A 19,256-nucleotide genomic window follows, 5' to 3' on the forward strand; every position below is an offset into this window, starting at 1 on the left:
GGGCGGCTTTACCCCGGCCGCTTTGGCGAAACGCCTCGGCGCCCGCATAAAGGGCCCCGCCAAAAAAACCCGCCTCACCGGCATAGCCACCCTCGAAGCGGCCAAAGCGCACGACCTGAGCTTCTACACCAACCCGCACTACCGGAGCGCCTTCGAGGCCACGCGGGCTGGTGCCGTCCTCGCGGCCTCCGACGTGAAAGCCCCTGGGAAAACGCTTCTTTTGGCCCGGAACCCCTATCTGGCGCTGGCTCGGGCCGTGGCGCTTTTTCATCCCGAGCCGTCGCCTCACTGGATCGGCATAAGCAAGGGGGCACGGGTGGCCCCCTCCGCCCGGGTCGGCAAGCCCGTGAGCATCCATCCCGGCGCCGTAATCGGTGAGCGCTGCCGCATCGGAAAAAGGGCCACCGTCCACGCGGGCGTGGTGGTGGGCGATGACGTCGAGGTCGGCGAGGATACGACGTTGTTTCCTAACGTCGTCCTCTACCCCCGGACGCGGATCGGGCGCCGCGTGCGCATTCACGCCGGCTCCGTGCTTGGAAGCGACGGCTTCGGCTACGTCCACGACGGGCGCCAACATGTCAAAATCCCGCAAGTGGGGCGGGTGCGCGTCGAGGACGACGTCGAAATCGGCGCATGCGTCACGATAGACCGCGCGACGCTGGGGGAAACGGTCATCGGACGAGGCACCAAAATCGACAATTTGGTGCAAATTGGCCACAATGTCGTCCTCGGCGAGCAGTGCATCATTGTGGCTCAGGTCGGGGTGGGCGGAAGCGCACGCTTCGGCAAAGGCGTGGTGGCAGGGGGCCAGGCCGGTTTTGTCGGCCACATAAGCATCGGCGACGGGGCGCAAATCGCCGCGGGGGCGGGCGTTACGAAAGGCGTGTCCGCGGGGGCCCAAGTGGGCGGCCATCCCGCCCGGCCGCTTGCCGAGTGGCTGCAGGCGCAGGCCGCCGTGCGCCGTTTGGCCCGAAAAACGCCCTCCAGGGGGCGAAAATAAAAAGGAAAAAATTGCTATTTTCCTCTTGACAATGCCTCAAAAGGATGATATGGTAAAAAGCGCAACGAAGGGTTGCACCTTAAGAACAATACAAAGATCTGACAAGGAGAAGAATTTATGGCGAAATTGCCCTATGAGAAACCTGTAATTGTTTACGAAGAAGCGATACAGACTGCAGCGGCTACGTGCAACGCAGCGCCGTTGGACCCTCTTTGCTCTATCCAGGGCACGGGCAGTTGATTTCACGGGCACACATTACAGGCAACATTTCAAAATCACGTAACTTAAGGCAGTTTTAAGCCAAGCTGGCCGTTAGACACGTAGCGTAACAAGCGGCGCCGCAAGGGCGAGGGGGGGGGTGGTCTTATGCGAGGCGGTGCGTGGTTTGTGTTAATTTCGGCGCTCTCCGCGTGGGGAGGGGGAGCGCTTTGTGCTCAAGAGGGGGCGGGGGGGCCTTCCTGTCTTCAGCTTCTTTCCAGCGAGGAGGGGTTTTACGAATTTAAGATCACCCCGCCGCAGCCCGATTGGGGCGAGGCCGGGTCACGCAGAGACGGCCTATGGGAGGGAGACCTGCGCGTGGAGGGTTTTCAGTTGCTTGAGATACCGGGGCACCCCGCCCTTCCCTATCGGGTATGGCGAATTGCCGTCCCCGAAGGGAGCACCTACCGCTATGAAATCGTTTCCCTCCACTACCGCGAGTTCCGAAACCGCCGCCCGCGGCCGGTCCCGTCGCTCCGCCACACGGAGCAAGACACCCTAGAGTCCGTCTACGAAGAAGACCCCGCCGTTTACCAAAGCGACGCATTTTATCCCGAATCGCCGGTACTCATTCGCCGGGGTGGCGTTTTTCGCGGCATCCACTTCGTTTCGCTCGAGGTGGCGCCCGTCCTGATGCATCTGCGCGAAGGGCGAGTTCGGTACTACGACAGGCTGGTCGTGCATCTTTACGTAGAAGGCGCCGAGACGGAGCCCGCCGAGGAGCCGGACCCCTTCTTTCGGGAAGCGCCGAGGCATTTCCTGAACCCCGAGCAGGCGCGCCGCTATAAAGCCGGGCGCGCCCGGCGCGAGCCGACTGCTCTCCCCAGCGAGCCGTTCGGCTTCCCCGGCGGACCGGGACTCCCCAGCGGGCCGCTCCCTACGTCCGGGGAACCGGAAACGGAAGGCGATTCCTACAAATTGACCGTCACGCAAAACGGCGTCTACCGCCTCGACCATGCCTACCTGACGGCCAACGCCCCGGAGCTTCCGTGGCCCGCCGTGGACCCACGCTACTTCCGCCTCTACAACAAGGGGCAGGAAATTCCGATATACGTGTACGACGCCGGCACCGTGGGCTTGTTCGAGAGCGGCGAATACCTCGAGCTCTACGCCGAGGGGCACTTCGACGAGAATCTTACCGATCTCTGGGACGAGGGCGACTACACGGACAAAAACGTCTACTGGCTGCAGCTTGACTCCGCCACGCTGGGCGCGCGCGTCGCGACGCGGGACGGCTCCCCCGTAAACGGCTATACGGCGCCCGCCTATTTTCAAAGCACGCCCCACTATGAAGAAGACATCTATTTCGTCAACGGCCCCCCCTACGACCCGGCCGTGTTGCACCCTCCCCGCTGGTACTGGGAGATTACGAGGTACGCGGCTCCGGGGCCGCTTTACACGTTCCCCATAACCATTCCCTCGGCTGCGGGCGGGACCGCTACGTTTGACTTCAAAATTCAAGGCGCGACGCTACCCGCCGACTATCGAGTGATCGTGCGCCTAAACGGCACGCAAATCGCCGACGAGGCGTGGACCGGGAGAAATTTCCACACCTTTACGGCGAGCACGTCCCAGGTTCTTCCCGAAAGCTCCACGCTTGAGATGGAGGTCATGGACCCCACCCCCACCACGGGCTTTATGCATTTCCACGAATTCGATTTGACGTATTCGCGCGACTTCGAGGCCTACCAGGACGAGCTGGCGTTCGACTACGGGACAGGCGATCACCGCTTCGCGATCTCGGAGTTCGCGAGCTCCGACGTGACCATATACGACATTTCCGACAAAACCGCTCCCATCCGCATCGTCAACGCCGACATCTCCGGCCTCGGCCCGTGGACGGCGACGTTCGAGGACACCATCCCGGCGGCCACTTCGTATTCCTATTTCGCGGCGTCCGTTTATCGCACGCCCGATTCCATCGTGAAAAACACCCCGTCCGATCTGAAAAACATTCTGAACGGTGCGGACTGGATCGCCATTACGCCCGACGAGTTCTACAACGACGTCAACCTGGACGACCTCATTGCCCACCGCGCGTTGCAATGTGCCGACATCGATTGTACCAACGGGATTGACGACGACGGGGACGGCCTGACGGACGAGCTCATGCGCACCATGAAAGTGCGGGTGGAGGACATCTACGACGAGTTTTCCTTCGGCATTTTCACCCCTTACGCCGTCCGGGATTTCGTCTTTTACGCCTACCACAACTGGACGCCTCCGAGCCCCGCCTACATCCTGCTCGTCGGCGAGGCCACTTTTGACTACAAGAACAACCTCGACATGCCCACCATTTACGAGCATGCGCCCACCCCGATGTTCGACAGCAGTGATTGGGCGGGCTCCTACGCCGGCGACGTATGGTACGCCATGGTGGACCCTCCCGACCCGGGCGATCCCGAGAAGCCCGACCCCGATGACGTCTACCCCGACCTTCACGTGGGGCGGTTCTCGGTGCGAGACGCCTCGGATTTGGCCGTTTACATTGACCGCCTTCTTAACCCCGTGGACGGCTACGAGACAGCACCTCTTTCAGGCGCCTGGCAGGGAAATGCCGTGATGGTATCCGATAACATTAACGACCCCTCGTGCACCCCCGTTACGTGCACGGGTGGCGGCGGAGATCCCCCGGAATGCATATTTGAACGGGCGCACGACGATTCGGCATTATTCATAGCGGATAACGAGCCGGCCGCAACCGTCCAGCAAATCTATTTCGACAAGGACCCTTACTTTGGCTGCAATTCGGACAAAGACTCATGTCCCGCCTGCACCACCAGCGGCATAACCACGGACATCCAGAGCGCCATCAACGGGGGCGCCCTCCTAGTAAGCTACATCGGCCACGGAGCCTGGCGGCTGTGGTCGGGTGAAAACATCTTGTACGTCGACGACCTGGACGCGCTCACGAACGGCGGCATGGCTCCCTGGGTCATTAACGCCAACTGCTACACGGGCGGCATTCAGGGGCCCGCAAACTACAGCAAAGACCCGGACTCCCAGGAATGCTTGACGGAAAAGTTTCTCCGCGATATCGTGCCTCCGCTGGTAGACGGCGCCGTCGCCGCTTATTCCCCGTCGGCAATCGGCTTCACCGACGATATATACGGCCCCGTGACAACGATCTTCCAAAGCATCTTCGGACGCGATAAAGACCGCAACCTGGGCACGCTTACGATGAATCACCGCATGGTGTTTTTGTTGCCTTTTGAGGCAACTGAGATGATGAAATTCATCCTTCTCGGCGACCCTGTTACGGACCTCGTCCTCCCTGTTCCCGCGCCGTCGCCCGACCTTCGCGTCCAATCCGTAGGCCACGGCAGCGTAACCCTGGAGTGGGATCCGAGCCCCGACGAAACGAATCCGAACCCCGACCTTACGGTCACGGGCTATTACGTGTGGCGCAGCGAGACAGGGAACGAAAACTCCTTCACCAGAATCACCGCAACCCCCGTGCCGGCGGTACTGGGTCTCGTTGTCTATACCGACGGAACGCCGGGGTGCGCGGGCAACGCAAATGACTATTATTACTACGTCACGCCCGTCAACGCAGACGGCTTCCAGGGACCTTCGACGCCGCCCTCTCCCGGCTCCGTCATGGCGACGCCCCTCAATCCCAATCCGCCAGCCCCCCCCGATATGACGGCGGTGCAGGACCTGGAGACGGGGATGCGCCTCAAGGTGCTCTGGAATGCGAACACGGAGTGCGACTTCCAGAACTACACCATCCACTACGACACGGACTCGGGAGCCCCCTACGCGAATTCGATAACCTTGTGGGATATCACGATCACAGAATACGTCGTCGGCAACCTCACGGACGGCAAGAGCTACTGTTTCGCCATGACCGCGACGAACACCTCGAGCAAAACAAGCGACTATTCCGTGGAATTGTGCGCCACCCCCACGCACACGAAGGGCTACGCGCCGCCTGCGATGATTACGGATCTCAAGGTCGAGCTGAGCAACCCAGGCGGCAAGCCGCTGCTCAAATGGACGGCGCCCACCACCGATATCTACGGCGATTCCCCCATCGCGCTCGACCGTTTTGCCATCTACCGCCGCGAGGACGGCAACCCCGACTTTGTGCCCGACCGAAGCTCCGCTTCTCCCGATCGCATCGTTGATAACATACTCTATACAGGGCCGGGCGTCTATACCTATGAAGACATCACGGCGGACACCACGGCGGGCGCGGCATACGACGGGTTTTACTACGTCACGGCCTACGATGCCAACTCTCCCGTGGGCGAGTCGAGCGTGAGCCGGCCGCATCCCCAGGGAGTAAGCGGGGTTATGGTCGAGCCCTTCTTCGGCTGGTACTACGTATCTTGGACTGCACCGGCACCCCTGTTAGACATCGAGGGCAACCTGACGGACACGGCTCAATATCACGTTTACGGTGAAACGGCCGCCCCCGATTTTCAGCCCGACCGTTACTTCCACACCAACTGGCTTTACTCCACCACGCTCCCACAGGCGTTCTGCTGCCCAGTTGGTGATGGTTGCGACTTTGAGCATCCCACATGCGTCTCTCTCACCTTCAAGGTCGTGATCGAAGACGTGAAAGGCAACGAGGGCCTTCACTAATCCTCCCCCGCCCTCTTCCCCGTCTTAATTTCTGCTATACTGTATGAGGGTCTTTCATGGTCGAAGACCAGAATCTGGAATTTTCCGTTCGGCGGGCGCAGCGGGGCGATCGAGAGGCGTTCGAAGAACTCGTGCGCCGCTTCGAAGCTAAAGTGTTTTCGATTGCGCTCAAAATGACGGCCGATCCCAACGACGCGAAAGACGTGGTGCAGGAAGTGTTTCTGCGCGTATTCCGGTCGCTCCGCACCTTCGATGCCGCACGCAACTTCGGGGTATGGCTTGCTCGAATTGCCGTGAATTGCTCCTACGATTGGCTGAGAAAGCGCGGCCGCGGTGACCGGACGGAATCGCTCGACGAGCTTTTCGAAGCCAACCCCGGCGTCCTCCAGTACGAGCCGTCCGAAACACCGGAGGAGCGCCTCGACCACAAACGCCTGCTGCTTTCTCTCCTCGATGCGCTGCAAGAGCTTCCTCCCAAGCAGCGCGGCGCCTTTGTGCTGAAGGAGCTGGAGCACTACGCCACTTCGGATGCCGCCTCGATCCTGGAGTGCGACGAAGCCACCGTCCGGCGCCATCTCGCCGAGGCGCGCCGAAAGCTGCGCAAGGCGATGGAGCGGGCCCTGCCGAAGACATGATGTTTCCCCGTGGAATCGCTGCGGCTGCGGCGATCGGCCTCGCGATCATGCCATGCCTGAGCGGGTGCGGCCGAACGACGGCCCCGAACGTCTTGTTCATCACCGTCGACACGCTCCGGGCCGACCGCCTCGGATGCGCCGGCTACCCCATCGAGACCCCCACCATTGACCGCCTAGCGGAGGAGGGGATTTATTTTTCGAGCCTCTACGCCTCCGTTCCCACGACGCTTCCCTCCCACGCAAGCTTGTTCACGTCGAAGCGCCCCTTTTCGAACGGAGTCCGCACGAATGGATTGCATGCCTTGGACGATTCGCACACGACGCTTGCGGAAGTCCTGAGTGCAGAAGGTTATGAAACCGGCGCCGTTACGGCGTCCTTCGTGCTGCACTCCATGTATGGACTCGCGCAAGGGTTTATGTCCTACGAGGAAGTGGAAAGCCTTCCGCACCATGAACACCTGGCACAGCGCCCCGCGGGCGAGATTACCCGCTTGGCGGAACAGTGGTTAAAGGAAAGAAAATCTCCATGGTTTCTGTGGGTGCACTACTTCGATCCACACACACCCTACGAGCCGCCCGAGCCGTACAGGACGCGCTACGAACATCCCTACGACGGGGAAATCGCCTACACGGACAGCGAGATCGGAAAATTGCTCACAACGCTTCGACGGCGCGGCATGCTCGACTCGACGCTCGTTGTATTCATCTCAGACCACGGCGAGGCACTGGGGGAGCACGGAGAGGAAACGCACGGCCTTTTACTCTACGAACCGACGGTGCGCGTGCCGTTCATCTTGTGGGGCGAGGGAATTGAGGCGATGGAAAGGCCGATTCATGAGGCCGCCGCCCACATGAACGTCGCGCCTACGGTTTTGGATCTTCTGGGAATTCCTCTGCCCGTCGGCTTTCAGGGGCAGAGCCTGCGCCTCCGATGGGAACAAGGAGCGTCGGGGCCGGAAAGCATTTACACGGAAACGTGCGTGCCGTATTACGATTATCGGTGGGCGCCAATGGAGGCGCTGGTGCAGGGAGGATGGAAGTACATCCTGGCGCCCCGGCCGGAGCTTTACCACGTGGTCGAAGACCCCAAGGAGGAGCGGGATCTCGTCGAGGAAGAAAGGGAGAGGGCGGAAGGGTTGCGGAGAGCGTTGCTGGAGGAGCGGAAACGGTACCCGAAGGCGGAGCCGGAGAAGGCGGAGCTGACGGAGGAGGCGCTGGAGAAGCTGCAGAGCTTGGGGTATTTGGCGGGGGGGCGGATGACGTGGGAGGAGCCGGACGCGCTGGCCATGGCAGAGGAATTTCCGGACATCAAGGAGCGCATGGAAGTGCTGCAAATCATCGAACAAAGCAGGAAAGCCCTCTCGGAGGGGCGCATTCAACTGTGCGCTGATTTGTTAGAACGGGCGTTCTCTTTGGATCCGACCAACCTCAACGTTCTTGCCCGGCTCGCCGCATATTACCAAGACTCCCACAGACCCCGGGAAGCGCTCGACTTGCGGCGCAGGCTGGCGGACATCGAGCCCCTGCATGCACCGGAATACTACCGCAGGCTTGCGGAGTGGGAATCGGTGAACGGCAATTCAGACGCGGCGCGGCAGGCATGGGAAAAGGCGGTCGACTCGTACACTGTGCTGGAGGCGCGCATCGGAACGCTCTATGCGGAAAACTACTACGACCGTGCCCTTTGCTACGAAAAGCTCGGCCAGGCAGAAAAGGCGGAAGCCGACCTGCGCGCCGGCCTCGCCCGGTATCCCGACTCGCCGCTTCTCTACTACGCCCTCGGAGCTTTTTCCCAGAACGCCGGCAATTGGGACGAAGCCCAGGCGATGTACGAAACCGCCTTGAGGTATAGTCCTCACTATATGGACGCGAAGGTGAATCTGAGCACGGTGCTACTTAAGAAGAAAGATTTTCAAGGTGCCGCAGCAATCTTGGAAGAGATCCATGGGACGACGGAGCCTACGGTGCAGACATTAAACAATTTGGCGCATGCGTATTCTTCCCTGGGGCGATACGCAGAGGCCGAGCCATTGTATCTCAAATCGCTTGCGCTGGAACCGACGCAAGCCTTGGCCCGGGCCGGGCTGGCAGACCTCGCGTTTCGCCGTGGTGACGCCGAGCGCGGCACGAAACTTTGCCGGGAGGTGCTCGCCTCGGACCCCAAAAACCGGGAAGCCCGCATGGTGCTTGAGCACCATACCGGGAAGGCGGGGAATTCCTCATGAAGAACATCCCCTTACTTATTCTTGCCTTCGCCCTCGCCCTGGCGCCGGGATGCGCGCAGCGGTCGCGCCCCAACGTGCTGTTCATCACCGTCGATACGCTCCGGGCCGACCGCCTCGGATGCGCCGGCTACCCCATCGAGACCCCCACCATTGACCGCCTGGCGGAAGAAGGCGTCTACTTCCCCAACCTTTACGCCCTTGCACCCCTTACGCTCCCCTCCCACACGAGCCTGTTCACCTCTATGCGCCCCTTTTCGCACGGGGTGCGGATGAACGGCGTGCATGTGCTGGGCGAATCGCACACGACGCTCGCGGAGATCTTACAGAAAGAAGGCTATGAGACCGGGGCCGTCACTGGAGCCTACGTGGTGCATTCAATGTTCGGGCTCAGCCAGGGGTTCTCCACGTACGCAAACGTGGAGAATCCGCCTCCTTCCGAGCGCGACCCTTTCGAGACCCGGATAAGCGACCGCCTGGGGGAGGACGTGACGCACATGGCGGAGGCATGGCTCAAAGAAAGAAAATCTCCCTGGTTCCTGTGGGTGCACTACTACGACCCGCACTCGCCCTACACCCCGCCCGAGCCCTACGCCGCCCGCTACAAGCATGCCTACGACGGGGAAATCGCCTACGCCGACAGCGAGATGGGAAAGCTGCTCGATGTTTTAAAAAACCGCGGCGAGCTTGATTCAACGCTCGTGGTGTTCGCCTCGGACCACGGGGAGGGACTCGGGGAGCACGACGAGCCGGAACACGGGCTTTTTCTGTACGAACCGACGGTGCGGGCACCGGTGATCGTGCGCGGAAAAAATGTTCCTCAGGGCATGCGCATCGAGCACGCGGCCTCGCACCTCGGCGTGGCGCCGATGGTGCTTGATCTTCTGGGCATCGAGGCGCCGCGGGAGTTCCAGGGGCAGAGCCTGCGCCTCCTGTGGGAAAGAAGCGGCGCCTTTTCTCCGGAAATGATTTACCTAGAAACGTACGAACCGTACTACAACCACCAATGGGCTCCGATGGAGGCGCTGATGCAGGGAGGATGGAAGTACATCCTGGCGCCCCGGCCGGAGCTTTACCACGTGGTCGAAGACCCCAAGGAGGAGCGGGATCTCGTCGAGGAAGAAAGGGAGAGGGCGGAAGGGTTGCGGAGGGCGTTGCTGGAGGAGCGGAAACGGTACCCGAAGGCGGAGCCGGAGAAGGCGGAGCTGACGGAGGAGGCGCTGGAGAAGCTGCAGAGCTTGGGGTATTTGACGGGGGGACGGATGACGTGGGAGGAGCCGGATGCACTGGCGATGGTGGATGGGCTTCCCGACATCAAGGAGCGCATCGACGTGCTGAGGCTCGCCAAACAGGCAAGGGACGAGATGCTTCGCGGACACATGGAGCGGAGCCTCGAACTTTTGGAGCAAGCGCTTCCGCTCGACCCCACCAACGTTCAGGTTCTAAAGCGGCTCGCCGTATTTTACCGTGACCTCCGCAGGCCTTGGGAAGAGTTGGACATGCGGCGGAGATTGGCGGACATCGATCCCCTGCATGCACCGGAATACTACCGAAGGCTTGCGGAGTGGGAAACCGAAAACGGCAACCTGGAAGCCGCACGGCAAGCATGGGAAAAGATGCTTGACTCGTACGACGTGCTGGAGGTGCGCCTCGGAACGCTCTTTGCGGAAAACTATTACAACCGCGCCCTTTGCTACAAAAAGCTCGGCCAGGATGAAAAGGCGGAAGCCGAGATTCGCGCCGGCCTCGCCCGGTATCCAGACGCGCCGCTTCTCTACTACGCCCTCGGAGCTTTTTCCCAGAACGCCCGTCGGTGGGACCAGGCCCAGGAAATGTACGAAGCCGCGCTGGCGCGGGATCCGAACCACCGGAGAGCGAAAGTGCATCTGAGCAAGGTCTTGACCCGAAAAGCGGCCTCGGCGTCGAATAGCGAAACCCGAATGCGCAACCTGAAGCGGGCCGCGGCGCTGTTGGAAGAGGTGCACGAGACGTTCGGTCCCACGGCGGAAACCCTGACCGATCTCGCCCGTCTGAACTTTTCGATGAAGCGGGAAGATAAAGTGGAAGAACTCCTCTTAAAAGCCCTCACCGTGAATCCCAATTACGCCAAAGCCCGGGTCGCTTTGGCGGAACTGTCGTTTCGCCGGGGCGACACAAAACTGGGCATCGAGCTCTGCCGCAAGGTGCTTGCGGCGGAGCCCGGCAACATCGAGGCGCGGAAGGTGCTTGAACACTACGCAGGAGTCCGAGAAACCCTATGAAGCACAGCATCCACCCTCCACGGGGCTACGGGGGACGGATGTTCTGGTGGCTCCTTCTGGCCGGCCTGTCCTTGGCGGTGGGATGCGCCCGGGGGCCGCGCCCCAACGTGCTATTCATCACGGTCGACACCCTCCGGGCCGACCGCCTCGGATGCGCCGGCTACCCCATCGAGACGCCCGCCATCGACCGCCTGGCGGAAGAGGGAGTGTACTTTCCCGGCCTGTACGTCCCGGCGCCCGTAACGCTACCGTCCCATGCGAGCCTGTTCACGTCGGAGCGCCCTTTTTCGCACGGGGTGCGGATGAACGGCGTGCACGTGCTGGGCGAGTCGCACACGACGCTCGCCGAGGTGCTCGAGAGCGAGGGGTACGAAACGGGGGCCGTGATCGGCGCGTTCGTGGTCCACTCGATGTACGGGCTGGGGCAAGGGTTTTCGTCGTACGAGGAGATGGAAAACCTGCCGCCCGATGAGCGGGGCATATTGGCGCCCCGCCAAGCGTCGCGCACCGCCCTTGAAGTGAGCCAGCGGGCACAGGCATGGCTCCAGGAAAGGGAGTCTCCATGGTTTTTGTGGGTGCACTACTATGACCCCCACGCACCCTATGAACCGCCCGAGGGATTCCTGGAAAGGTACGAGAACGCGTACGACGGTGAAGTCGCCTATACGGACCGGATGTTGTCGCGGCTTTTGGGAATGATGAGGGAGCAGGACCTGTTGGAGAATACGCTGGTGGTGTTCGCCTCGGACCACGGTGAAGCGCTGGGAGAGCACGGGGAAGCCGAGCATGGGCTTTTCCTCTACCAGCCGACGGTCCGGGCGCCGCTCATCCTGCACGGTAAAAACGTCCCCCGCGGGAAGCGGGTCGAGCAAGCCGCCTCCCTGATTGACACGGCGCCGACCGTGCTTGACCTTCTGGGCATCGAAGCCCCTAGTGAGTTCCAGGGGCAGAGCCTGCGCCCTCTGTGGGAGCAGGAAGGCGACGCTCTGAAGAGTTCCTATTGGGAGGAAGGTATCTATACGGAAACCTACATGCCCTATTACAACCATCGGTGGGCCCCCATCGAGGGCCTGATCAAAGAAGGATGGAAATACATCCTGGCGCCCAAGGAGGAGCTTTACAATTTGGCCGAGGACCCGAAAGAGGAGCGCGACCTCAGCAGTGACGAACCGGAAAAAGCCAAGGCGATGCGGAAAATGCTCATAGAAGAGAGGCGGCGGTACCCCAAGGCCGCCTCGCGAAAAGCCGATTTGTCGAAGGAGGCGCTGGAGAAGCTGCAGAGTCTGGGGTATCTGACGGGGGGGCGGATGACGTGGGAGGAGCCGGACGCGCTGGCCATGGCGGAGACGTTGACGGACAGCAAATCGCAAAGCCATTTCACGGAAGGGATTATCCTGCAGCGGGCCATGGCGCTCCTCAACGAGGGCAAGATCGAAGAAAGCATCCAGGTTTTTGAGAAAGAGGCCGAGAAGGACCCCGACAACCTCGTTCTTCTCAAGCATATAGCCGAGATTTACGAGCATTCGGGTGAAACGGAAAAAGCGCTGCCAATCCGCCGCAGAATGGCGGACATCAACCCCACCGAAGCCTTCTTCTACTATCGAAGTCTGGCGGATTGGGAAGACCGCCAGGGCAACAAAGACGCAACGCAAGACGCCCTGCGCAAGGCCCTGGACTCCGTCACGGTTTTGGAGGTGATCCAGGGAGCGCTGTTTCCGGAAGATTACAGCAACCGGGCGCTCTGCTATCAACTGTTGGGAGAAGAGGAAGAGGCGGAGGCCGAGCTCCGGAGCGGCCTTGACCGGTACCCCACCTCGACGCTGCTCCACTTCGCGCTCGGCGCGCTGTACCACGAGGGGCTGGGGCGCCTCGACGACGCACGGGCCAGGTACGAGAAGGTCCTGGAGCTCGACCCGCGTTCACGCGACGCCAAGGTGAACCTGGCCAACGTCCTGAGAGAAATGGGGGAGTACGAGCGCGCGCTGGCCCTTATCAAGGAAGTCCATGTTGAATTCGGCCCCACGGCGCAGGCGTTCTACAACATTGCGCTCATTTACCTTAACATGGGAAAAGGCGACGAGGGCGAGCAGTTCCTCCTCCAGGCGCTCGAAACAAATCCCCGGCACACCCTTTCGCTTCTTGCGCTCGCGGAGTCGGCCTTTAAAAAAGGCGACATCGAGCGAGGCACCGCCCTCTGCGGCAGGGTGCTCGAAACGGAGCCCGCCAATCGCACGGCCCTCATCATGCTCGAGGCGTACGGACAGGGGGAGGCGGCTCCCGGCACGTAGGCCGTAGCGTTCCGGTGCCCCCTTTGGTAAAGGGGGGGATTGCGGCCCTTGCAACAAAGCGGAACTATGGGCTTTTTCTGAAGGCCTTCGGTTTCAGAATCTCCCCGACGAGAAAAAGCGAGCCCGCAACGCACACCAGCCCCTCGCGTCCCGCAAGGAGCCGCGCCCGGCGGAGCGCCCTGAGGGGTGAAGGCTCCGCGTACAGGCAGGGCTTGCCCGCCAAGGTCGTTAAGGCGGGCAGGCCGACGCGCCGGGCCAGGCGGGCGAGATGGCGCGCCCGGAAAAACTTATGGCCGGGAACCTCCGTCGCGACGATCCCCTCCGCGACTCTCTTCCAGGCGCGGAGCATGGCCTCGGCGTTCTTTTCGCGCCCTACGGCCACGACGAGAACGCGTGGGCGCTCGGCGCGCGTTGCGAGGAACGCGGCCAGGGCACGCGCGCCCGATGGGTTGTGCGCCCCGTCGAGGTACGTGGCGGGGCGGCCCGCCGCGCGCTCCAGGCGCCCGCGAATCCGGGCGCGGGCGAATCCGCGGCGGAGGGCCGCCGCGCTCCAGGGCAGCCGCTTGCGGGCGAGCGCGAGGGCCGCGAGGGCCGTCGCGGCGTTCTCGCGCTGGTGCGCGCCGGTGAGGCCGAGGCGCAGGCCGGAAAAATTTTTTCCGAGCACGCGCGCAGAAAAATTTCCTCCCTTACCTTCCCTTAGCGTGCAGACGCGCGGCACGGAAACGAGGCGCGCCCCGACTCGGGCGCAAACCTTCCGCACCGAGCGCTCCGCGGACGGCGTCATCGGCCCCGCGAGGAGGGGGCGCCCCGCGCGGGCGATGCCGGCCTTGGTGCGGGCGATGACGGCGCGCGTCTTGCCGAGCCGGCGCGTGTGGTCGAGCTCCACGTTCGTCATGACGGAGACGAGCGGCGAGCCGAGCACGTTCGTAGCGTCCCAGTCGCCCCCCATGCCGACCTCCACGACCGCGACGTCAACCTTCCGGCGCGCGAAATAGAGAAAGGCCGCGGCCGTCAGGACCTCGAAGTAGCTGGCCTCGGCGCCGCGCCGCCCCGTCGGAGACCGGGCAAGCCCCGCCGCGTCGCGCACGTCGAGAAGGACGCCGGCGAACGCCCCCGGAGCGATGAGGCGCCCGTTCAGGGCGATCCGCTCGCGCGGGCTCACCAGGTGGGGCGAGGTGTACCTTCCCACGCGGAAGCCGGCCTCGCGCAGGACCGAGTCCAGATAGGCGACGACGGAGCCCTTGCCGTTCGTCCCGCCGACCAGGACGGAGAGAAAATTCTTCTCCGGGCGCCCGAGCTCCTCCAGCACGGCGCGGATGCGCTCGAGCCCGGGCTTCATCAGCCAGAGCTCGAGCGAGTCGAGGTAACGCCAGGCGGAACGCTCGCGGGAACGCATCGCTCATTTTATAGGAGTTCTTACCGCCGATAAAATTCCGCCCGTCCAAAGGGCGGGCCGCCGCTCGCTCGCGCGCCCCGGGCGTGGTAAACTGAAGATAAAGATGCCCAGGCCGGCCGAGATTCACACGTACGCGGAGTTGTTGAGCCGCTTCACGCGGGAGGGAGAGCTCTACGAGAAGCTCGAGTCGAACAAGCTGCGCTGCACCGCCTGCGGCCACATGTGCCTCATCCTAGACGGCCACGACGGCGTCTGCCGCGTGCGGTTCAACCGTGGCGGCACCCTCTACGTTCCCCACGGTTACGTCGCCGGGCTCCATCCCGACCCCATAGAGAAGAAACCCCTCTTCCACGCCTACCCGGGGTGCACGGCGCTTTCATTCGGGATGCTCGGCTGCTCCTTCCACTGCGACTACTGCCAGAACTGGATGACGTCGCAGGCGCTCCGCGACCCCGGAGCCTTCTCGACGCCCGACGTCATGACGGCCGGGGAGGTGGTCGCGCTCGCGGGGAAGTGCGGCGCGAAGGTGCTCACGAGCACCTACAACGAGCCGCTCATCACCTCGGAGTGGGCGGTCGAGATTTTCAAGCTCGCCAAGGAGGCGGGCCTCGTCTGCTCCTACGTCTCGAACGGAAACGCCACGCGCCAGGTGCTCGAATACCTCCGCCCCTACGTCGACCTCTACAAGATCGACCTGAAGTGCTTCGACGACAGGCACTACCGGAAAAAACTCGGCGGTATGCTCCAGACGGTGCTCGACAGCATCGGGGCGGCGTGGGAGATGGGCTTCTGGGTCGAGGTGGTGACGCTTGTCGTTCCGGGCTTCAACGACTCGGACGGCGAGCTCCGGCGAATCGCCGGGTTCCTGCGCTCCGTCTCGCCCGACATCCCGTGGCACGTCACGGCCTTTCACCAGAACTACAAGATGACCGGGCCCGAGGACACGCCCGTCGCGACGCTTCTCCGAGCCGCCGAGATCGGGCGGGGCGAAGGGCTGCACTTTGTCTACGCCGGAAACCTTCCCGGCATGGTGAGCGAGCTGGAAAATACGTACTGCCCCTCGTGCGGCGAGCTTCTGGTCGAGCGCCTGGGCTTCCACGTCCGCCAGAACCGCCTACTGAAGGGCACCTGCCCGAAGTGCCGCGCCGCCGTTGCGGGGCGCTGGGAGTGAATCAGGGGCCAGGGGCCAGCCTCCAGAAACCAGGGGCCAGGAAAGTGAATTCTTGCTGGCTACTGGCTACTGGAGGCTGGAGACTGAAGGGTCGCACGCGTCGCCGATTCCGTCACCGTCCGTATCCGTCTGCAGCGGGTTGGGCACAGACGGGCAGTTGTCGCACGCGTCGCCCACGCCGTCGCCGGGAGAAGGGATGGGCGAGAATTGGTCAATTTCAGGCTCCGCGACGCCTTCCGGAACACCGGAAAAAGTGGGCGCGGGGACACACGTTGGCCCTTTCTCGTCTACGAGGCCGTCCCCGTCGTCGTCCACACCGTTGAAGCAAGAGAGCGACGGGCCGTCCCCGCACCAGGTGGGCCCTACCCAGAAGCGCATATAGTAAAGGCCGGGGTCGAGCCCCAGGCCGGCCGGCCCCCCGGGCTGCCGGTCGGGAGGGTTGTCCCACTCATCTGTGAAGAGGTCCCCGTCGTTGTCAAGGCAGTCGTCGCAAATGGATTCGCCGCAAGCCTCGATTCCATCGGCAAGCAGGTCCAGGTAGCCTTGGTCAACGCTAATAACACCGTCCAGAAACAGGGGGCACCTCCTATCCGGGCCACCGGAAGACCTGGTCGGGTCGCTGATAGGACAGGGGAAGCCGTTTATGATCTGCCAGCCCGCCCCGTCCCAATATTCCACAATCATGTGCTTTCCACCGTCCCAGCACGTATTGGGAGTCGGCATAGAAGAACTGGGACTCGTAAAATCGGAGGCAGATGTTCGCTTATAAAGAATCTGATCGAAAGGCCCCGACGTTCCTCCCACGACGACATATTTCGCCCCTGAGCCGAAGGTCGGGCCGAACGCCGGGGCGCACTTGCCCGCTTGGCAGGAGCCATCGTCGTCTTGTGTCAAGAATTCCTGCGAAACGTCAGCGAGCACGGCTTCACCCGCGTCCAAGAGAAGCGCCTTAAAATCGACAAGGTTTTCCCCGTCTTCTTGCAGAGGATTCGCCGCCGTCGGGCAGTTGTCGCTTCCGTTGTCCAGGCCGTCCCCGTCAATGTCCCCATCGCACGCGTCGCCCGCGCCGTCGGAGTCCATATCCTCCTGGCCGGGATTGAAATCCGCCGGACAGTTGTCGCACACGTCGCCCAAGCCGTCCAGGTCCGCATCCTCTTGCTGCGGATTGTTCCTCATCGGGCAATTGTCGACATCGCCGCACAAGCCGTCGCCGTCCGCGTCGTTGTTCCGATCGTTCGGGCAGGCGTCGCAGCCGTCGGGCGTGCCGTCGCCGTCTGCGTCGATTCTGTCATCGAAGCCCGGGCAGACGTCGCACGCGTCGCCCGCGCCGTCGGCGTCGGCGTCCGTAGCCGTCTGCGCGGGGTTCGCGACCTTCGGGCAGTTATCCACGTCGCCGCACACCCCGTCGCCGTCGATGTCGTTGTCCCGGTCGTTCGGACACGCGTCGCATGCGTCGCCGGTGCCGTCGCCGTCCGTATCCGTCTGCCGCGGGTTGGTATTCACCGGGCAGTTGTCTTTCGCGTTGGGCACGCCGTCTCCGTCCATGTCCGGGTCGCACGCGTCGCCGATGCCATCACCGTCCCCATCCTCTTGCAGCGGATTGGCGTCCGCCGGACAGTTGTCGCACACGTCGCCCACGCCGTCCTCATCCGCGTCCTCCTGCCGCGGGTTGGGCACCAACCAGCAGTTGTCGCACACGTCGCCCAAGCTGTCCTTGTCCGCGTCCTCCTGCCGCGGGTTGGCATAGATTTCCGGCCCGCTCAGGCCGTAGCGTGGAGGGCCGCATGGTGCGGTGCGGTCGACAGGAGTATCCGGGTCTTGAACCTGTGTGCCAGGGCAGTTGTCGCTTGCGTTGGGCACGCCGTCGCCGTCGGCGTCCGGGCACTGCTCGAACACCGTGGCCTTGGAGTCCACGCCCTTCACCGGGCTGCCGGTGACCGATGCGGAAGAATCCACGCCCTTCACCGAGGTTTTTGTGATGACGGCCGAGGAATCGACGCCCTTCACCGCAGTATCCGTAATGAACGTGCAGGACGACGGGTCAATGTCTCCGTTTGCGTCGAGCTTCAGAACCCACCAATCACACTCACCCACGCCGAAGGATGTCGTATGTCCCGCCACGACGAAGCCGCCGTCCGAAGTCTGCTCGACGGTGCGGGCATGCTCTTCGCCGGGGCCGCCGTAGGCCTTCTGCCATTGGACTTTGCCCGAGGCGTCCAGCTTCAGAACCCAGGCGTCCCACCAGCCCCCGCCGAAGGACTGCGTCCTTCCCGCCACGACGAGGCCGCCGTCCGTGGTCTGCCAAACGCAATGGGCTATATCCTCCTCGGTGCCGCCGTAGGTTTTTTCCCACTCGATGTCACCCGACGGGTACAGCTTCAAAACCCAAAAATCGTGAGAGCCGGCACCGAAGGACATCGTCCCCCCCGCCACGGCGTAGCCGCCGTCCGAGGTCTGACAGACGGATTTGGATTCCTCAAAATTAATGCCGCCGTAGGCCTTCTGCCATTGGACTTTGCCCGAGGCGTCCAGCTTCAGAACCCAGACATCCACGGTGCCCGCGCCGAAGGACCGCGTCTTTCCCGTCACGATATAGCCGCCGTCCTTTGTCTGCTGGATGGGGAAAGCCAGCTCCGCCTTGGCGCCGCCGTAGGTTTTTTCCCACTCGATGTCGCCCGAGGCGTCCAGCTTCATAACCCAGAAATCCTGAAAGCCCGCGCTTTGGTAAGTTCTGAATCCCGTCGCGATGTAGCCGCCGTCCGCGGTCTGCCGGATGAAATGAGGCCCCTCGTTATCGGAGGAAGCGGCGCCGTAGAGTTTCTGCCACTCGATATCCCCAGAAGCGTCCAATTTCAATAACCACCAATCGACATAGCCCGGGCCGAGGGTATAATTGGGCCCTATAACAATGAAGCCGCCGTCTGAGGTCTGCCCGATAACGTTGAACCACTCGATCTTTTTCCCGCCGTAGGTTTTTTCCCACTCGACGTCGCCCCAGGCATCCAGCTTCAAAATCCAGCCGTCACTGGGCTCCCCCCCGACGAAGTCGCTGTCTGAGGTCTGCCCATCGCTTTCGCCCGCGCCGAAGGAAGCCGCGCCTCCCGTCACGATGTAGCCGCCGTCCGCCGTATGCTCGATGAACTGGCTCCTATCCTCGCCGTCGCCGCCGTAGGTGCGCGCCCACGTCTGGGCGAATGCGGTGTGAGAAATGAAGAAAAGCAGTAAGGCGCAAGGAATCAACGCCCCGACGCGAGCCGACCGGCTGCCTTGACGCGGAGATGGTTTTTGTGAGAACAAGAGCAACCTACTGCGCGTCAACCGGCCAAGATAGAATCCCGCGTTGCGACTTGACGTCCATGCCGTAACCCTGTTTTTTCCCCGAGGGGAGCATAGTGGAAAAACCGGCCGTTGTCAAATAAACACAGAGAGTGG

9 protein-coding genes are annotated in these 19,256 nt (G+C 62.5%); 7 read left to right on the top strand and 2 right to left on the bottom strand.

Annotated features, from left to right (window positions below; all coding sequences use genetic code 11):
- Positions 1-22: 22 nt before the first annotated feature.
- The 6 genes from lpxD to JSV08_09175 all read left to right on the top strand — a co-directional run bounded on the left by lpxD (position 23) and on the right by JSV08_09175 (position 13,257).
- On the top strand, positions 23-1,000 hold the full coding sequence (gene lpxD, locus JSV08_09150) for a UDP-3-O-(3-hydroxymyristoyl)glucosamine N-acyltransferase (protein ID UCF80656.1): 978 nt from the start codon (positions 23-25) through the stop codon (positions 998-1,000).
- Between the two features lie 387 nt (positions 1,001-1,387).
- The gene (locus tag JSV08_09155; protein UCF80657.1) at positions 1,388-5,851 is read left to right on the top strand and encodes a hypothetical protein; all 4,464 of its coding nucleotides are present in this window, start codon (positions 1,388-1,390) and stop codon (positions 5,849-5,851) included.
- A 56-nt stretch (positions 5,852-5,907) separates the two neighbouring features.
- Positions 5,908-6,486 (top strand): sigma-70 family RNA polymerase sigma factor, encoded by a 579-nt coding sequence (locus JSV08_09160; protein ID UCF80658.1) that lies wholly within the window; start codon positions 5,908-5,910, stop codon positions 6,484-6,486.
- Positions 6,483-8,711 carry a sulfatase-like hydrolase/transferase gene (locus JSV08_09165; GenBank protein UCF80659.1) on the top strand — a complete coding sequence of 743 codons (2,229 nt, stop codon included), beginning with the start codon at positions 6,483-6,485 and terminating at the stop codon, positions 8,709-8,711. The genes JSV08_09160 and JSV08_09165 overlap by 4 nt, the downstream gene beginning before the upstream one ends.
- Positions 8,708-10,969, top strand: coding sequence for a sulfatase-like hydrolase/transferase (locus JSV08_09170; GenBank protein ID UCF80660.1), 2,262 nt, complete (start codon positions 8,708-8,710; stop codon positions 10,967-10,969). The genes JSV08_09165 and JSV08_09170 overlap by 4 nt, the downstream gene beginning before the upstream one ends.
- Complete coding sequence (locus JSV08_09175; GenBank protein UCF80661.1) at positions 10,966-13,257, top strand: tetratricopeptide repeat protein; 2,292 nt, start codon at positions 10,966-10,968, stop codon at positions 13,255-13,257. Before JSV08_09170 ends, JSV08_09175 begins: the two co-directional genes overlap by 4 nt.
- Before the next feature lie 64 nt (positions 13,258-13,321).
- On the opposite strand, the gene JSV08_09180 is transcribed toward JSV08_09175, so the two are convergent.
- Positions 13,322-14,653 (bottom strand): bifunctional folylpolyglutamate synthase/dihydrofolate synthase, encoded by a 1,332-nt coding sequence (locus JSV08_09180; protein UCF80662.1) that lies wholly within the window; start codon positions 14,651-14,653, stop codon positions 13,322-13,324.
- 103 nt (positions 14,654-14,756) lie between these two features.
- Between JSV08_09180 and amrS the strand changes: the two genes are divergently transcribed.
- Positions 14,757-15,824, top strand: a complete 1,068-nt coding sequence (amrS, locus tag JSV08_09185; protein UCF80663.1) for an AmmeMemoRadiSam system radical SAM enzyme — start codon at positions 14,757-14,759, stop codon at positions 15,822-15,824.
- Between the two features lie 66 nt (positions 15,825-15,890).
- On the opposite strand, the gene JSV08_09190 is transcribed toward amrS, so the two are convergent.
- Complete coding sequence (locus JSV08_09190) at positions 15,891-19,064, bottom strand: thrombospondin type 3 repeat-containing protein (GenBank protein UCF80664.1); 3,174 nt, start codon at positions 19,062-19,064, stop codon at positions 15,891-15,893.
- Positions 19,065-19,256 lie beyond the last annotated feature (192 nt).

The sequence above is a fragment of the Acidobacteriota bacterium genome (assembly GCA_020349885.1).
Taxonomy (GTDB): Bacteria; Acidobacteriota.